Genomic DNA, 15,938 nt, shown 5'->3' on the forward strand with positions numbered 1-15,938 from the left:
CTACTGTTTGCGCTGCTTCAGTTGCTCCAGCTCCGCCTCCAGAGCATCGACCCGCCCTTGCAATTGGTTGAGCATGTTGCTCACGCGGCCGACGTTGAAATAGGTCACGCTCTCCACGGGCGCCGAGAATTCATTACCCCAGCCCAGCCAGGAGGAGTCGTAGACTTTCACGTCCTTGAACCCGAGGTTGTGCAGGATGGTAGCCGTTTCCGACGCCCGGCTTCCGCTCTGGCAATAGACGATGGTTTCCTTGTTGGGATCGAGCCCGGCGTAGAGATTCTTGAGAGCGGCCTCGTCCTTGAGGTTCATGCCGTCTTTGTTGGAGACCTGCTTGCGCTGCAATTTGCGCGGCGTATCGGCGTCCACCCAGTTGGTCTCGTAGGGAATGTTGATGGCCCCTGGTATGCGCCCGCCTCGTAGCGCCCGGATGTCCTCGCCGTTGTACTCCTTGGTAGAGCGCGCATCGACGATTTGCACGTTGCCCTCTATCGATTTCCTCACGACATCCTGCGTGGAAACCAGCACGCTGGGGTCTATCTTGGCCTTGAGCGCGATGGAGGGGAGGGTGCTCGCCTGCGTGCTGGTCTCGCGTCCCGCCGCCTTCCAGTCATCGATTCCGCCGTGATAGACATAGGCTTGCGCCGCGCCCAGGTAGCGCAGGGTCACGTGGCCGAAGTAGGCTTGCGGCATGGCCTTGGCGCCATACAAAACGATCTCCTTGGCGGGGTCGATTCCATGATTGCCCAGAATCTTTTCAAGCTGGGCAACGGGCAGATAGTCCTCCGTGTTCCCATCGCGTAGCTCCGCTTGAATATCGCCGATATTGACGGCTCCGGGAATGTGCCCGCGCCGGTAATCGTCCTCGCCGCGAACGTCCCATACGATGGCGTTGCGCGCAAGCGCTTTTGCGACAAACTCGGTGTCCACGACGATCGGGCCTCCCGCATGCGCCGGGAGAATGCCGGCCCAAAAACCCAAGACAAAAATAATCGAAACGCGTTGCATGCTACCTCCTTGATTGGCTGGCCATAGTGCTTAGGCCTAGGATAACCGCGATACCCGTCAGCACCAAGAACGCTGCGTTACCCCAGCGCGAAAACGGTGTGGCACCGGTGAAGCCTTGCACGCTTCCCACGAGCGTGGTCTGCGTGAATTGCGCTGCCGAGGCGAGGACGGCGCCGTCCTCGCCGATAATGGCACTGACTCCCGTATTGGTGGCCCTTAGCATGTAGCGCCCGGCTTCCTTGGCCCGCATCTGCGACATCTGCCCATGCTGCTCGGAAGCGTTGGACTTTCCCCACCAGGCATCGTTCGTGAAGTTGGCCAGCAAGGTGGCTGCGGGCAGTTGCCGGATGATTTCCTCTCCGAACACGTCCTCGTAGCAGATGTTGGCGGCCACACGCTGGCCAGCCACCGCGAGGGGCTGCTGAATGGCCTCGCCCCGGGAGAAATCCGACATGGGAATTTGCAGCGCGCCCATGATCCAGGCCAGCACCGGCCACTTCGGAAAGTAATCGCCAAAGGGCACCAAGTGATGTTTGCGATAGATCTGTGTGGGTGCGGTCCCGAAGCTCATCACGGAATTGTAGTAACGTTGGGGACCGGCGTACTCCGGTACGCCTAAGAGGATGTCGCCGCCGTTGCTCTTGGCATGTTCGCCCAGCAGGCGAAAATACTCGGGCGGGATATCCACGTTGAACATGGGCAACGCGGTTTCCGGCAGGAGGATCAGGGACTGCTTGGAGGAAAGCGCCAGTCCAAGGTAGGTGTCCAGCGTGGAGCGCGCCACTTCCGGGCGCCACTTCATCGATTGTTCGATGTTGCCTTGAACGAGTGCCACCGAGGTGGGCGCTCCCACCGCTTGAGTCCATCGTACCTGGCCTAAGACGGCACCGGTTGCCACAATAATCGCTAACAGCGCCGCACCCACGCCGAATTGGGCCATGCGCTTGTCCATGAAAGTGCTCACGATCCACGCGATGGCGGCGCCGCTGAGCGCGCACAACCACGACACGCCATATACGCCGAGCAGCGGAGCATATTGCCCAAGCGGGGTGGCGCCTGACTGCGTGATTTGCGTATAGCCCGTGGCAAGCCACGGAAACCCGGTGAAGAACCATCCGCGCAACCATTCGCTTAGCGCCCAGAAGGCGGGAAACATGACGAGGATTCGTACCGCCGCGGGGATACGCCGGGCACCGAGAATTGCGCACGCCATGGCTGGGAACAAGGCGAGGTAGGCACAGAAAAGTAACGTGGCAAAAGCGGCCACGGGCATGGCCATGCCGCCAAACTCGTGCATGCTGATGTAAACCCAGCTCACACCGAATAGGAAATAGCCCAAGCCGAAGACGTAACCCAGCGCGGCGGCTCGCAGCCAATTGGCGGTTCTTGCGCCTAGGTATGCGATGGCGCCCAGCAAGACAACCATGAGCGCATACAGACCGTGGGGCGCGAAACACAAGAATGCGAGCGCGCCCAGGACAAAGCCCAATATCCCATGGTGCGGCGCGCGCATCGCTTCAAGGGCCAGCGATGAGTTCGACGTGAAGCGTGTGGATGCGCCGGCTATCGGCGCGGTGGACGGTGAAACGCAGAGTGCCGATGTCGGTTTGTTCCCCGCGCTTGGGCAGGCGGCCAAACTGCGAGAGCACGAGCCCGCCGATGGTATCGAACTCCTGGTCGCCGTACTCCGTGCCAAAGGTTTCGTTGAAGGCGGCAATTTCCGTTTGCGCCTTGACGCGGAAGGTTCCGTCGCGCTCGGGGACGATGTTGGCTTCGATTTCGTCGAAGTCGTATTCGTCCTCGATCTCGCCCACGATTTGCTCCAGCACGTCCTCGATGGTGAGGAGCCCCGCCACCCCGCCGTACTCGTCCACCACGATGGCCATATGGTTGCGGTTGCGGCGGAAATCGCGCAGCAAGACGTTCAGGCGTTTGGACTCGGGAATGAACACGGCGGGGCGCAGCATGGCGCGCAAATTGAATTCCCTCCAGGCGTAGTAGTGCAATAGATCCTTGGCCAGGAAAATACCGACAACGTCATCCTTGCTCTCGCCGGTCACCGGGAAACGCGAATGCCCCGATTCGATGATGAAGGGCAGGAACTTATCCGGCGTATCGGCTGCGTCCACCACGTCCATTTGCGCGCGCGGCACCATGATGTCGCGCGCTTGCAGTTCGGAGACCTGCAATACGCCTTCGATCATGGACAAGGCATCGCCGTCCATGAGATTGCGTTCGAAAGCCGAATGCAGCAGTTCGATCAACTGTTCCCGGTCCTCGGGTTCGCGCGAGAGCAGGGCGCCTAGACGTTCTAAAAGGGTTGGTTTGGGAGCAGGTTCCATTGGAGTTGGGAGACTACCTGGCGGGCGCGGGCGAGTCGTGGGGGTTCGGATACCCCAGGGCCTTCATGATCCGGGTTTCCAATGCCTCCATTCTCTCCGCTTCTTGGTCTTGCTCGTGATCGTGGCCTTGCATATGTAGGGTGCCGTGAACGATGAGATGAGCGCAGTGCCGGTAGAGCGTGATGCCGCGTTGCGCTGCCTCGCGCTTGGCGACGGGGACGCACACAACGATGTCACCGGCCAGCGCGGGATGCTCGCCGTAAGCGAAGGTTAATACATTGGTGGCGTAATCGCGACCGCGGTAGTCGCGGTTCAAGCGCCGGCCTTCGGCGGTACCCACGAAGCGCAAGGTTACCTCGGCTGGACGGCGCAGCGCGGCCACGATCCATCGGCGCAGCGTCGTGCGGCTAGGTAGGCGTGCGTCTTGGGTGGCATCTTGAACGCTGAGTTTCAACCCGCGCGGCATCGGAGATCCGGACTTAACGGCTGTTCCCGCGCGCGGCCTGTTCCGATTCTCTCTGCGTGCGCGCCTCATACGCGGTGACGATGCGGGCCACCAACGGGTGGCGCACTACATCCTCGCTGGTGAAGTGCGTGAAGGCGATGCCGCGCACGCCGTGCAGCACTTCCTTGGCATCCACCAGCCCGCTCTTCGCGCCGCGCGGCAGATCGATCTGCGTGATATCTCCGGTGATGACCGCCTTGGTGCCGAATCCGATGCGGGTTAGAAACATTTTCATCTGTTCCGGCGTGGTGTTCTGCGCTTCATCCAGGATGATGAAGGACTGGTTCAGCGTACGCCCGCGCATATAGGCGAGCGGCGCGATCTCGATGGAGCCGCGCTCGAAGAGTTTTCCGACCTTGTCGAAGCCCATCAAATCGTAGAGCGCATCGTAGAGGGGACGCAGATAGGGATCCACTTTTTGCGCCAGGTCGCCCGGTAGAAACCCGAGCCGCTCGCCTGCTTCCACGGCTGGGCGCACCAGCACGATGCGCTTGACGGCATCGCGCTCGAAGGCATCCACGGCGCATGCGACGGCGAGGTAAGTCTTGCCCGTACCGGCGGGACCAACGCCGAAGGTGATGTCGAAGCTTTGGATGTGCTGCAAGTACTCCACCTGGTGCGGAGTGCGTCCGTGCAGGTCGCGCCGGCGCGTGAGCAGCACGGGCTCATCGGCCGCCTGGCTCGCGTGCTTCGGATTGGCGACTTCGATCAAGGTCAGTTGCACTTCCTCGGCGTTCAAATGCCTATCCGACATATCGTAGAAACGCTTCAAGGCTTGGGTGGCGAGCTTCGCCTGGGCGTCTTCACCTGCCACGCAGAACAATTCGCCGCGGCGGGAGATTTGAACATAGAGCGCGGCCTCGATATGCTTCAAATTTTCGTCGAGAGCGCCGCATAAATTGAGCAGGCGCTGGTTATCCACGGGCGTGAACGAGATGTCGGTGGTGTTCAACGACATCAATGCAGGTTGAGCACGGGGCGCCCGCGCAGCGAGTTGGTTAACGCCTCGGTGATGGTTACTTCCACGAACTCGCCAATCCAGCGCGCGGGGCCAGGAAAATTGACCACGCGGTTGTTTTCCGTGCGGCCGCTGACTTGGCTCAATTCCTTCCTCCCGTGCCCGTCCACCAAGATGCGCTGCCGTGTTCCCACCATCGCGGCGCTCACGGCGCTGGCTTGCTCGGCGATGCGGGCTTGCAAGCGTTGCAGGCGTTGAAGTTTGATTTGCGCGGGCGTGTCGTCGGGCAGATTCGCCGCCGGCGTGCCGGGGCGCGGGCTGTACAAGAAGCTGAAGCTGCCATCGAAGCGGACATCGTCGATGAGTTTCATGGTCGCCGAGAAATCTTCTTCCGTTTCGCCGGGAAAGCCCACGATGAAATCGGAACTGAGCGAAATGCCGGGCCGTACGGCACGCAGGCGCCGCACGATGGACTTGTACTCCAAGGCCGTATAGCCGCGCTTCATGGCGGCGAGAATGCGGTCCGATCCCGACTGCACGGGCAGGTGTAACTGGCTCATCAGCTGGGGAACGCGTTCGTAGGCCTCGATCAATCGCTGCGTGAACTCTTTCGGGTGCGAGGTGGTGAACCGTAGGCGCTCCAGCCCCGGAATCTCAGCCAGATACTCCAGCAGCAAAGCGAAGTCCGCCACTTCTCCGCGCGCCATCTTGCCCCGGTAGGCGTTCACGTTCTGGCCCAGTAGAGTCAGTTCCTTGACACCCTGGTCGGCGAGGCCGGCAGCCTCCGTCAATACGTCATCCAAACCACGGGAAACTTCCTCGCCGCGGGTGTAGGGCACCACGCAAAAGCTGCAGTACTTGCTACAACCTTCCATGATGGATACGAAAGCGCGCACACTCTCCACCTTCGCGGGTGGGAGGTGATCGAATTTCTCGATCTCCGGAAAGCTGATATCCACCTGCGGGCGGCCCTGTTCGCGCCTGGCTTTAATGAGGGCCGGAAGCCGGTGCAAGGTCTGCGGCCCGAACACGAGATCCACGTACGGCGCGCGCTTGACGATTGCGTGGCCCTCTTGGCTGGCAACACAGCCGCCCACGCCGATCAGCACATGGGGGTTGGCCTCCTTCAGATGGCGAACGCGGCCCAAGTCGGAGAAAACTTTCTCCTGGGCTTTTTCGCGCACGGAGCACGTGTTGAACAGGATGACGTCCGCTTCTTCCGGGTTGTGCGTGAGTTCCAATCCTCCAGACTCCCGCAGTACACCGGCCATCTTGTCCGAATCGTACTCGTTCATCTGGCAGCCAAAGGTCTTGATGTAGACCTTGCCCTGGGTGCTCATTGTTTTGGAGCGGGTCCCAAGGTCTTGATTTCTTCCGGCGCCAGTAGCCAGAGGGACCGAATTTCCCAGTTCATGTCCAAACGATACATCACCTGCGCGGTGGACGGCATGGCCACGGGCATGATGATCATATTGTGCTCATTGAAAATCTTGCCGCCAGGCGGGATGTGATAGACGGTCTTGCCGATCTTTACCTTCGGGTAATCGAATTCCTTTACCTCTCCGCGCCTTGCATCGTTCAGAAAATCCCGGCCGTACGCGCAAACCGACAGCACAATCCCGCAAGCGATGAGGGCTTGCGCGATCTTTGGAACCAGGGAACTGCGGTAGCTCATGCCTAGAGAGTTGGTGATATTCGGTTACCGTCCAAAAATGCTGGTGGCGAATCAGGGATTTGAACCCCGGACCAACGGATTATGATTCCGCTGCTCTAACCGCTGAGCTAATTCGCCACGTACCCGTTACAAAGGGGGCGCAAGGTTAATGACGGAGCGCCTCCGTTGTCAACCTACCGGCACCAGAGATAGTAACGCGAACCCGGCGCAATTCTTCGCCGGCATCAAGAGTCTCGAAGGGAAGCTAAGCGTGGATTAAACTGCCGGTAAGCCAATCGCCCTGATCCCCAATAGAACTGTGAGCCGTCTTGGAATTTGATGTCATCGTCGCGGGTGCGGGCTCTGTGGGGTGCGCCGCCGCCTTGGCATTGGATAACCTGGGACTCACGGTGTGTTTGACTGATCCCAAGCCATTCAACGCCTTTTCCGCCAAACCCACTGATCCCTGGGATTCAAGGGTCTACACCATTAGCCCTGGGAGCGAGCAATTGCTGGCAGAGCTGGGGGTATGGGCTCGCCTGGACGCCTCCCGGCTTGGGATGCTCTACAGGATGGAGGTGCATGGCGACACGCCCGATGGCGCGATCGCTTTTGACGCCATGCGCGCGGGGGTGAGTCATCTTGCGTGCGTCGTGGAGGGTAACCGCCTTCAGAGCGCCATGGAACAGGAGATCGCACAACGCCCCGCTCTTTGCGTCATGGCGCCGTCCGTCATCGACACGATTGACTGGACCTCTGGTGCAGTCCGTGTCGTTTTTGGCGATGGCCGCAGCGTTCGGGGACAGCTGTTGATCGGCGCCGACGGCGCGGATTCCTTCGTGCGATCCAAGGCGCGCCTGGGTGTTTCTTACGCAAGCTATGGACAAGGGGGTGTAGTGGCCAACTTTGAGGCCGATAAAGCCCACGACGGGCGTGCCTTTCAGTGGTTTCGGCGCGATGGTGTGCTGGCTTTGCTCCCTTTGCCAGGGCGTATGCTGTCCATGGTGTGGTCCACGGCAACGCACAACGCGGCCAGGCTCTGTGCGCTGAGCGGGGGCGATCTGGCCCGTGAGGTTCAGGAGGCCAGCGGCAACGTGCTGGGCGCGTTGACCGTGGTGACTTCGGCGCGGTCTTTTCCATTGCGACAAGTGCGGGCGGAGGCGGTTATGGGGTTACTTACTGTTCTTGTAGGGGACGCTGCTCATTGCGTTCACCCCTTGGCGGGACAGGGCGTGAATTTGGGCTTTCGCGACGTGGAAGCTCTGGCGAGGGTGCTAGGGGAACGCCCCCTTGGCACCGGTGTCGGAGAGAGCGGTTTGCTGAAGAAGTACCAAAGGCAGCGGCTGCAGGATACGATGTCGGTATTCGCGCTGACCGATGGATTGCACAGGCTTTTCGCCGCGCACAGCCCCTTGCTACGCGCCATTCGCAACCGGGGCATGAGCGCGGTGGACGGGTTGCCTGTACTAAAGAGCGCGCTGGTGCGACGTGCGTTGCATTGAATAATTCACTACTTCGAGGATGCAATGACTAAGTCAATGACGATGCTCTTGGCGGCGGCGGTTCTTGGGATTTCCATGCTGGGATTGGCCCATGCCGATGAAGAGTCCGTGCGAAAAGGCTTCACGGCGAAATTCCCCAAGGCCCACGTCCAGTCCGTCACCAAGATACCCAACATCGATCTGTACGAAGTCATCATCGGTACGGACGTGTACTACACCGACGACAATGTGCAATACCTCGTCGAGGGTAGTTTGACCGACCTGAAGACGGAGAAAAACCTCACCGCGGAGCGGCAACGCGAACTCAAGGAAACCCCCATCGCCTGGAAAGATTTGCCCTTGGATCTGGCGATCAAGAAGGTAAAGGGCAAGGGCGAGCGCAAGGTGGCGGTGTTCTCGGACCCGGACTGCCCCTTTTGCAAGCGCTTGGAAAATACTCTGAAGGATGTGGACAACGTCACCATCTATACCTTCTTGTTCCCGCTGGCGGATTTGCATCCCCAGGCCGTGGACCGCTCGCGCGCCATCTGGTGCTCGCCGGACCGCATCAAGGCATGGGACGATTACATGCTTAACGGTATGCAGCCCGGTAAGCATAAAGACTGCGACAGCCCCGTGGAAAAAGTGCTGGCCTACGGACAGAAGAAAAACATCAACTCGACGCCCACCCTGGTGTTTGCCAGCGGAAAGCGCGTCAACGGCGCTTATCCGCGAGACGCCATCGAGCAAAATCTCAACGGCAAGTAAGCTTCTGGGCAGGGTGCGGGGGGGCGCGAGCGTGCAGCAGTTTGCTCCGCTGTTGCTCGCGATGGGGCTCTCCGCGCTAGCGCACTTTTCCTTCCTCTACGGTTTCAAGCTCAAAGCTCCAGGCGATGCGTTGAGCGTGGGGGAAGAGCTCCACGCCCGGTTGCAATCCGTGGAGCCGGCCCGAATGCAGGATCTTCTAGGGCCGCCTCCAGAGAAGAAATACCGGCGCATTGCAGCGACGCACAGGGAGCTACCCGCCGTAGCGCCGCCGGAGCCTGAACCGAACGCGTCTTCCGCCGGCTCGCATCTTCCGGAACCCGCCGAAGCGCAGGCCGCCGCGATACCGCTCCTGGCGGACACTGCTACTTACACGGTTAGAGAGTTGGACGTTTTCCCCAAACCCTTGCTCGCTATCCAGCCGCCTTTTCCCAGGCGGGCGAGCGATGATCGCGTTTCAGGATACGTGACCTTGGACTTGGTGATCGACCAGCAAGGCGTCGTCGAGGAGGCAAAGGTATTGGAGGCCAATCCCGAAGGATATTTTGAAGAAGCCGCGTTGGAGAGTTTCAAGGCGGCGCACTTCTCCCCAGGGTACCGGGATGGAACACCGGTGCGAAGCCGGTTGGCGGTCAAGGTCGATTTCGAGTTGGGACGCAATGCGTCCGCCACGGATGCCAACCGCTAAACCTCTGTGGTGAACGGTTCTTAGTTCTTCCACGACTTTGGCAGCAATACCCAGGCGCGCAGGGGTTGGCGCATGCGCCCGGAGGTTTCTTCCGCACCGGTTCCCGTCCCTAGGAAAAGATCGGCCCGCACGGCGCCGCGTATCGCGCCCCCGGTGTCTTGCGCGACGGCGAGCCGGTTCAGGGGCTCTCCCCCTTGCGGCCAATTGGATTCGATGTACACGGGGGCGCCGAGGGGAATGCTGCGCGGGTCCACGGCAATGCTGTGACCCTCGGTGAGCGCTACTCCCTGAGTGCCTTTGGGACCATCGGCGGTATCGGGTTGCTCTTCGAAAAACACGTAGCTGGGATTGGTCTGCATGACCTGCGCCGCGTTTTGCGGGTTGCGCTGGAGCCACGCCCGTATGGATTGCAGGGAAACTTCTTGGAGTTCTCCGCGTTCAACAAGCGTCTTCCCGATGGCGCGGTAGGGATGGCCATTTTGGTCCGCATAGGCCAGGCGCACGGTTTCGCCCGATTCCAGCGCCACTTTGCCCGATCCCTGGATGTGCAAAAAGAATAGGGCGATGGCATCGTCCACCCAGAGCAACTCGCGGCCAGCCAAGGAGGCCTGCCCCGCTTCGATGTCGCCACGGGCATGGTAGGGCACGATTTTGTTGCCTACCACCCGTCCGCGCAGGCGGTGGTGAGAGAGTTCCGGGTAAAGCGCGCTCAATTCGATGCGAACCAGATCCCGCGGAACGGCGTAGACCGGATAGGTATAGGGCGGCTTCTTTTCTCGGCTACCGCGCAGCAGGGGTTCGTAGTAACCCGTCAGCAATCCCTGGGCGTTGCCTGTACCGTCGGTGATCTTGAACGGTGTGAACCACGTCTCGAAGTATGCGCGCAATGATGCGGGGCTGGCGGAGGCGAGGGCCGCGGATTGTTCACATACTTGCGACCATCTTGGATCCTTGGCGATCAAGGTGCAGCTGCGCAGGAACGCTGTCATCGCAGGGGCCAGGGCGCTGGAATTCCAGCCTGGTAGAGCGCTCCAAGAGGCAGGAGAGAGCAGGCGTGCCGATTCGTGTGCTGGTCTTTCCGGTAAACTCGTGCAACCACCAAAGAACACGGCGAACAGACATACTCGCCACGCTCTGAATTTCCTCCCCGCTCTCCACTCCAATCCCCATCTCTTCGCGCGCACGATGTTTTGGTTAGCCTTGGAAATCCTGTTGGGGCTTGCCCTGTTTCTGCTGATCGTTTGGTGGACGCTGCCCAAGAAGGACAAACGCTAGAAGCGCTCGCGCTTCTAGTGCAACACGCGCGGTACGCTTAGAGTGAACTCGGGGATGGGGGCATCGAATTTCGTGCCGTCTTCGGCCACCATTTGATAGGTGCCCCGCATGGTGCCCACGGGCGTACCCAGGGAGGTGCCGCTGGTGTACTCGAAACTCTGCTTGGGAGCCAGCAACGGCTGTTCGCCCACCACGCCTACCCCGCGAACTTCCTGGACGCGGTTATCAGAATCGGTGATGATCCAGTGTCGGCTGATGAGTTTCGCTGGAACCGAACCTTCGTTGCGAATGGTGATGGTATAGGCGAAAACGTACCGGTCCTCCTCCTCGTCCGATTGGTCCGGCAGGTAAAAGGCGTTGGCCACTACTTTTACGTCGTACTTGGTTTCTGTGCTCATAGGCGAATTGAAAACGAAATCCGCGAAAGATACAAGAACATGCGCGCTGAGAAGCACCGCTTCCCGCTAGAATCCGGTCAAATCCATGACATCCTTTGAATATGAGCCGGAAATTTCGCATCGCGCCCAGCATTCTGTCCGCCAATTTCGCCAAGCTGGGCGAGGAAGTCCAAGCGGTGGTGGCGGCGGGCGCGGATCTCATCCACTTCGACGTGATGGATAACCATTATGTGCCCAACCTCACGGTGGGGCCGATGGTGTGCGAGGCCATCCGGCCATTGACGCAGGCGTTGATCGATGTGCACCTGATGGTGCGCCCCGTGGACCGTATCATCCCGGATTTCGCCAAGGCGGGTGCCGGCCTCATCAGCTTCCACCCCGAAGCCTCCGATCATGTGGACCGGACCATCGGGTTGATCAAGGAGTGCGGGTGCCGCGCCGGCTTGGTGCTCAATCCCGCCACGCCGCTCAGTTACCTCGATCACGTCCTGCCGAAGCTGGATCTGGTGCTGTTGATGTCGGTGAACCCAGGGTTCGGCGGGCAGCAATTCATTCCCCACACTCTGGAAAAGCTGCGGCAGGTTCGTAGCCGCATCGATGCCACCGGCCAGGAAATCTGGCTTGAGGTGGACGGCGGGGTGAAGGCGGACAATATCGCCGCCATCGCCAAGGCGGGCGCGGACACGTTCGTGGCGGGGTCGGCCATCTTCGGTTCCAAGGACTACAAACGAACCATTGACTCCATGCGCGCCGCGCTGGCTGCTGCCTAGTTGGCTGGCGTGCGATTCGGAGGCATCAAGGCCGTTGCCTTCGATTTGGATGGCACGTTGATCGACACCTTGCCCGATCTAGCAGCAGCGGGAAACCGAATGTTGCAGGCCATGGGCCGGGCGCCGGCGAGCGAGGCTCAGATTCGCCAGTTCATCGGGGACGGCATCGCCGTGCTGACCAGAAGATTGCTCACCCGGCATATGGATACGGAGCCTGGGGCGCGGGAGTTCGCCATGGCTCTGGAACTTTTCAAGGCGTACTACGCCGAGGAACTGGCCGCCCGCAGCCGCCCGTACCCAGGCGTGGTGAACGGACTAGCTGCCTTGTACCCGCGCTTTAGCCTTGCCTGCGTGACTAACAAAGCGCTGGCGTACACGCATCCTCTATTGGCTGGAACCCAGTTGGCCTCCTACTTCCGGCTGGTTCTGGGCGGGGATTCCTTGCCCCGGAAAAAACCCGAGCCGGAACCTTTCCTTCACTGTGCAGCGTACTTCGGGGTCGAACCTGGGCATCTGTTGGTCGTGGGGGATTCACCCAACGACTGCCGCGCGGCCCGCGCGGCCGGCTGCCCCGTGGTGTGCGTGCCCTACGGGTATAGCGGCGCGGGAGGGGTGCCGGCGCTCGACTGCGATGCTATAGTTACGGACGTTTTTGAATTGGCGGCTACGCTGCTTAACACCCACTCATGATTTTCCTATTTTCCGATTCGATGAACCGATGGCGGGACGGCGCGTGGCGTTCATGGCGCCCAGTGTCCTAGGTAGCACATCGCGTTTTAATCGAATTGGCGGATAGGAAAAGAAGATGACGGCAGTCGTAACGGAAGTATCGGAAGCGGAGTTCACGCGCCTTGCGCAAGCGGGGTACAACAGAATACCCCTGGTTACTCAGACTCTCGCGGACCTAGACACCCCACTCTCGGTTTACCTCAAGCTCGTCGCGAACCAGCCTTACTCGTACCTGTTGGAGTCCGTGCAGGGCGGCGAGCGCTTCGGACGTTATTCCTTCATAGGACTCCCAGCCGAAATTCGCTTCGAGGTGCGCGGCAACCTGTGCTCGGAATATTGCCAGGAGCGGCTGGTGGCCCAAAGCCGGCACGCGGACCCCTTGGAGTGGATCAAGTCCTGCCAGGCACGCTACGAGGCGGCCTTGAGTCCTGGACTGCCCCGGTTTTGCGGTGGTTTGGTGGGAGTGTTCGGCTACGACACGGTCCGCTTCATCGAGCCGCGCTTGGGATGGCCCGACCGCGCCGATCCCTTGAACACGCCGGATATCTTGCTGCTCCTCTCCGAGCAACTGGCCGTGTTCGACAATCTTTCGGGCAAACTCTACTTGATCGTGTTCGCGGACCCGCGCGAGCCCAATGCCTACCAGAGAGGCAAGGCGCGGCTCGCGGATCTATCCGCCGCATTGCGGCGCCCGGTACAGGTATCCGCCGAGACGCCGGGCCCCGCAGGAGTGGCGCGCGCGGAAACGAGCGAAGCGGATTTCAAGAGCGCCGTGGAAAAGGCCAAGCGCTACATATTCGAGGGCGACATCATGCAGGTGGTGCTGAGCCAGCGCATGAGCCATCCGTTCGCGGCCTCGCCCTTGTCCTTGTATCGTGCGCTGCGGGCCCTTAATCCATCGCCCTACATGTTTTATTTCGATATGGGTGGATTCCATGTGGTAGGCGCCTCGCCGGAGATTTTGGTGCGCCTCGAAGGCGATACGGTAACCGTGCGCCCCATTGCCGGTACCCGAGCGCGCGGGAAGACGCGGGAAGAAGACTTGGCGCTCGAACAAGATCTGCTCGCCGACCCCAAGGAACGTGCCGAGCACGTCATGCTCATGGACTTGGGCCGTAACGATGCGGGGCGGGTGGCCAAGGCGGGGAGCGTGAGGGTCACGGAGAACATGCTTGTGGAGCGCTACTCCCACGTGATGCACATCGTTTCGAACGTGGAAGGCAAGTTGAAGGACGGGCTCGATGCCATGGCGGTGCTGCGCGCGAGTTTTCCCGCGGGCACCGTGAGCGGCGCGCCCAAGGTGCGGGCGATGGAAATCATCGACGAACTGGAGCCCACCAAGCGCGGCATCTACGCGGGGGCCGTGGGGTATCTCGGCTTCAACGGTGACATGGATCTCGCCATCGCCATCCGCACCGCGGTGGTGAAGGACAAAATACTCTACGTGCAAGCCGGCGCCGGAATCGTGGCCGATTCCGTTCCTGCCAGCGAATGGACCGAGACGCAGAACAAGGCGCGTGCCGTGCTGCGCGCGGCGGAGTTGGCGCAGGCGGGGTTGGGGGGTGGAACATGCTTCTGATGATCGACAATCGGCATCGGTCTCCGGTAGCGTCCGCAGAAGTCCAAATACTTCATAAATATAGCAACAAAATAATAATTTAGAGTCCGGCGCTTTCCGGGCGTGTCCGTTGCAACCCGGAAAATATGCGGGTATCGTTGCGGGTATCAAATCCCGGATACCCTCATCATGGCCCTGACCGATGCAAGGATTCGTAGCACCAAGCCCGGCGCAACGCCGGGAAAGCTCACCGATGGCGCGGGGCTTTACCTCGAAGTCAGGCCGAGCGGCGCGAAGCTCTGGCGCTACCGCTACCGGATCGCAGGCAAAGAGAATGTCTACGCGGTCGGGGCATACCCGCAGATTCCCCTCATGGAAGCCCGTACAGAGCGCGACAAGGCCCGCGCCCTAGTCAAGCAGGGGATACACCCCGCCCATAACCGGCAGGCGCTGGTATCGCTCCAAGTGGCAGAGAACGGCAATACCTTCGAGGCGATAGCGCGGGAGTGGATCGAACAGCGGCGGGCGAGGTGGTCGGCCTACTACCTGAAACAAGTCGAGAACACGCTGGCGGTTGACGCATACCCCTATATCGGGGGCCTGCCGATGCGCTCGATTGGGGCGGCGCATCTGCTCGAAATCATCAAGCGGGCGGAAAAGCGCGGCGCGGCTACCGTGGCGATCCTGCTGCGGCAATGGATGAGCGCGATTTTCCGGTATGCCGTGGCAACGCTGCGGGCTGACGTTGACCCGGCAGCGGCGCTCAAGGGGGCCATTCACCGGCCGAAGGTTCAACACTCCAAGCCGCTCACCCGGAAACAAATCCCCGGTTTTCTAAAGGCGCTCGAAACCTTCGGAGGCTATCGGACTACCGCAATCGCTATGCGGCTGCTCATGCTCACCTTTGTCCGTACCGTCGAGCTACGCGGCGCGGAGTGGGCAGAGTTCGACCTGGACGGGGCCGAGTGGCGCATCCCTGCCGAGCGCATGAAGATGCGCGAACCCCATATCGTCCCGCTTTCCTCGCAGGCGGTCGAACTGCTGCGCGAACTGCATACCCTGACCGGCGGGCAGAAATTACTTTTCCCGAATTACCGCAGGCCGAAAACCTGCATGACCGGGACAACCCTCAACCGGGCGATTGAGCGCATGGGCTACGGCGGCAAGTTTTCGGGGCATGGATTCCGGGCTACCGCGTCAACGATGCTGAATGAATTGGGCTACCGCTCCGATCTTATCGAGCGGCAACTGGCGCATGCCGAGCGCAGCAAAGTGCGGGCGAGCTACAACCAGGCCGAGTACATGCCCGAGCGCGTCGCGATGATGCAGGCATGGGCGAGCCTGATTGATGAAATGGCGAAAGCGGATAGCAAGGTGACGCCGATCAATCGAGCGGCAGCGTAGTTTTCATCGTCCCCGATGCGGCGTGGGCGACCACTAGCGCGATACCGAACACGCCAAGACTAGCCCGACGGGGCGAAAACCGGATTCCCTATTCGGCTGGCTTGGCGGTTTCTCTAGGGTGCTAGGGATGCGAAAAATGCCAAAAACGACGCCGAAACGAGTATCAGCGACATTCTTTGTATATCCACATTCGCTTACCAAACCGTGCAAGGACGAAATATTACGCATCCTTGGCTACGATTCCGAGACGATTCGCGATGCGGAGTATCCGGGATATAGAAAGCTCGAAAGTCCGGCGGGCGGGCCGCTGAGTTTAGCGAAGAATCCCGACTACAAGCCACTAGGCGTTGATCCTTTTCAAGCAGTCCGCGACGTAGAAATGGCGCTCGGCATTAGCATTGAGGGT

The 15,938-nt window shown here is 60.5% G+C and carries 16 protein-coding genes and 1 tRNA gene; 7 read left to right on the forward strand and 10 right to left on the reverse strand.

Going from position 1 to position 15,938, the window contains the following annotated elements; all coding sequences use genetic code 11:
* From EXR36_07795 to EXR36_07830, 8 genes are all read right to left on the reverse strand, one after another.
* The gene (locus tag EXR36_07795; protein MSQ59534.1) at positions 1-1,005 is read right to left on the reverse strand and encodes a sulfurtransferase; all 1,005 of its coding nucleotides are present in this window, start codon (positions 1,003-1,005) and stop codon (positions 1-3) included.
* A gap of 1 nt (position 1,006) precedes the next feature.
* Positions 1,007-2,518, reverse strand: coding sequence for an apolipoprotein N-acyltransferase (lnt, locus tag EXR36_07800; GenBank protein MSQ59535.1), 1,512 nt, complete (start codon positions 2,516-2,518; stop codon positions 1,007-1,009).
* 4 nt (positions 2,519-2,522) lie between these two features.
* On the reverse strand, positions 2,523-3,347 hold the full coding sequence (locus EXR36_07805; GenBank protein ID MSQ59536.1) for a CBS domain-containing protein: 825 nt from the start codon (positions 3,345-3,347) through the stop codon (positions 2,523-2,525).
* A gap of 13 nt (positions 3,348-3,360) precedes the next feature.
* Positions 3,361-3,882: an rRNA maturation RNase YbeY gene (gene ybeY / locus EXR36_07810; protein ID MSQ59537.1), complete on the reverse strand. Its 522-nt coding sequence runs from the start codon at positions 3,880-3,882 to the stop codon at positions 3,361-3,363.
* The gene (locus EXR36_07815) at positions 3,827-4,810 is read right to left on the reverse strand and encodes a PhoH family protein (GenBank protein ID MSQ59538.1); all 984 of its coding nucleotides are present in this window, start codon (positions 4,808-4,810) and stop codon (positions 3,827-3,829) included. Before EXR36_07815 ends, ybeY begins: the two co-directional genes overlap by 56 nt.
* Positions 4,810-6,150, reverse strand: coding sequence for a tRNA (N6-isopentenyl adenosine(37)-C2)-methylthiotransferase MiaB (gene miaB, locus EXR36_07820; GenBank protein ID MSQ59539.1), 1,341 nt, complete (start codon positions 6,148-6,150; stop codon positions 4,810-4,812). Before miaB ends, EXR36_07815 begins: the two co-directional genes overlap by 1 nt.
* On the reverse strand, positions 6,147-6,485 hold the full coding sequence (locus tag EXR36_07825) for a hypothetical protein (protein ID MSQ59540.1): 339 nt from the start codon (positions 6,483-6,485) through the stop codon (positions 6,147-6,149). Before EXR36_07825 ends, miaB begins: the two co-directional genes overlap by 4 nt.
* A 41-nt stretch (positions 6,486-6,526) precedes the next feature.
* Positions 6,527-6,602, reverse strand: a tRNA-Met gene (locus EXR36_07830).
* Between the two features lie 191 nt (positions 6,603-6,793).
* Between EXR36_07830 and EXR36_07835 the strand changes: the two genes are divergently transcribed.
* From EXR36_07835 to EXR36_07845, 3 genes are read left to right on the forward strand one after another with little or no spacing between them, the layout of a single operon-like run.
* Positions 6,794-7,966, forward strand: a complete 1,173-nt coding sequence (locus tag EXR36_07835; GenBank protein ID MSQ59541.1) for a 2-octaprenyl-3-methyl-6-methoxy-1,4-benzoquinol hydroxylase — start codon at positions 6,794-6,796, stop codon at positions 7,964-7,966.
* Positions 7,967-7,990: 24 nt separating this feature from the next.
* On the forward strand, positions 7,991-8,713 hold the full coding sequence (locus EXR36_07840; GenBank protein ID MSQ59542.1) for a DsbC family protein: 723 nt from the start codon (positions 7,991-7,993) through the stop codon (positions 8,711-8,713).
* Positions 8,714-8,744: 31 nt separating this feature from the next.
* The gene (locus EXR36_07845) at positions 8,745-9,398 is read left to right on the forward strand and encodes an energy transducer TonB (GenBank protein ID MSQ59543.1); all 654 of its coding nucleotides are present in this window, start codon (positions 8,745-8,747) and stop codon (positions 9,396-9,398) included.
* 20 nt (positions 9,399-9,418) lie between these two features.
* Here the strand turns inward: EXR36_07845 and EXR36_07850 are convergent, their stop codons facing one another.
* Together EXR36_07850 and apaG are read right to left on the reverse strand one after the other, a co-directional pair.
* Positions 9,419-10,387: a transglycosylase gene (locus EXR36_07850; protein MSQ59544.1), complete on the reverse strand. Its 969-nt coding sequence runs from the start codon at positions 10,385-10,387 to the stop codon at positions 9,419-9,421.
* 300 nt (positions 10,388-10,687) lie between these two features.
* Positions 10,688-11,071 (reverse strand): Co2+/Mg2+ efflux protein ApaG, encoded by a 384-nt coding sequence (gene apaG / locus EXR36_07855; protein MSQ59545.1) that lies wholly within the window; start codon positions 11,069-11,071, stop codon positions 10,688-10,690.
* 101 nt (positions 11,072-11,172) lie between these two features.
* Between apaG and EXR36_07860 the strand changes: the two genes are divergently transcribed.
* From EXR36_07860 to EXR36_07875, 4 genes are all read left to right on the forward strand, one after another.
* Positions 11,173-11,841 carry a ribulose-phosphate 3-epimerase gene (locus EXR36_07860; protein MSQ59546.1) on the forward strand — a complete coding sequence of 223 codons (669 nt, stop codon included), beginning with the start codon at positions 11,173-11,175 and terminating at the stop codon, positions 11,839-11,841.
* A gap of 9 nt (positions 11,842-11,850) precedes the next feature.
* Positions 11,851-12,531: a phosphoglycolate phosphatase gene (locus EXR36_07865; protein MSQ59547.1), complete on the forward strand. Its 681-nt coding sequence runs from the start codon at positions 11,851-11,853 to the stop codon at positions 12,529-12,531.
* 115 nt (positions 12,532-12,646) lie between these two features.
* Entirely contained in the window at positions 12,647-14,149 is a 1,503-nt protein-coding gene (locus tag EXR36_07870) for an anthranilate synthase component I (GenBank protein MSQ59548.1), read from the forward strand.
* Between the two features lie 168 nt (positions 14,150-14,317).
* Entirely contained in the window at positions 14,318-15,532 is a 1,215-nt protein-coding gene (locus EXR36_07875) for a DUF4102 domain-containing protein (GenBank protein ID MSQ59549.1), read from the forward strand.
* The last annotated feature ends 406 nt before the right edge of the window (positions 15,533-15,938 follow it).

Source organism: Betaproteobacteria bacterium, assembly GCA_009693245.1.
Taxonomy (GTDB): Bacteria; Pseudomonadota; Gammaproteobacteria; order Burkholderiales; family SHXO01; genus SHXO01.

What these genes read in the sequence shown, in the direction of transcription:
- EXR36_07795 (MSQ59534.1), bottom strand. Translation starts at nt 1,005, where the DNA reads ATGCAACGCGTTTCGATTATTTTTGTCTTGGGTTTTTGGGCCGGCATT.
- lnt (MSQ59535.1), bottom strand. Translation starts at nt 2,518, where the DNA reads ATGCGCGCGCCGCACCATGGGATATTGGGCTTTGTCCTGGGCGCGCTC.
- EXR36_07805 (MSQ59536.1), bottom strand. Translation starts at nt 3,347, where the DNA reads ATGGAACCTGCTCCCAAACCAACCCTTTTAGAACGTCTAGGCGCCCTG.
- ybeY (MSQ59537.1), bottom strand. Translation starts at nt 3,882, where the DNA reads ATGAGGCGCGCACGCAGAGAGAATCGGAACAGGCCGCGCGCGGGAACA.
- EXR36_07815 (MSQ59538.1), bottom strand. Translation starts at nt 4,810, where the DNA reads ATGTCGTTGAACACCACCGACATCTCGTTCACGCCCGTGGATAACCAG.
- miaB (MSQ59539.1), bottom strand. Translation starts at nt 6,150, where the DNA reads ATGAGCACCCAGGGCAAGGTCTACATCAAGACCTTTGGCTGCCAGATG.
- EXR36_07825 (MSQ59540.1), bottom strand. Translation starts at nt 6,485, where the DNA reads ATGAGCTACCGCAGTTCCCTGGTTCCAAAGATCGCGCAAGCCCTCATC.
- EXR36_07840 (MSQ59542.1), top strand. Translation starts at nt 7,991, where the DNA reads ATGACTAAGTCAATGACGATGCTCTTGGCGGCGGCGGTTCTTGGGATT.
- EXR36_07850 (MSQ59544.1), bottom strand. Translation starts at nt 10,387, where the DNA reads ATGACAGCGTTCCTGCGCAGCTGCACCTTGATCGCCAAGGATCCAAGA.
- apaG (MSQ59545.1), bottom strand. Translation starts at nt 11,071, where the DNA reads ATGAGCACAGAAACCAAGTACGACGTAAAAGTAGTGGCCAACGCCTTT.
- EXR36_07860 (MSQ59546.1), top strand. Translation starts at nt 11,173, where the DNA reads ATGAGCCGGAAATTTCGCATCGCGCCCAGCATTCTGTCCGCCAATTTC.
- EXR36_07870 (MSQ59548.1), top strand. Translation starts at nt 12,647, where the DNA reads ATGACGGCAGTCGTAACGGAAGTATCGGAAGCGGAGTTCACGCGCCTT.
- EXR36_07875 (MSQ59549.1), top strand. Translation starts at nt 14,318, where the DNA reads ATGGCCCTGACCGATGCAAGGATTCGTAGCACCAAGCCCGGCGCAACG.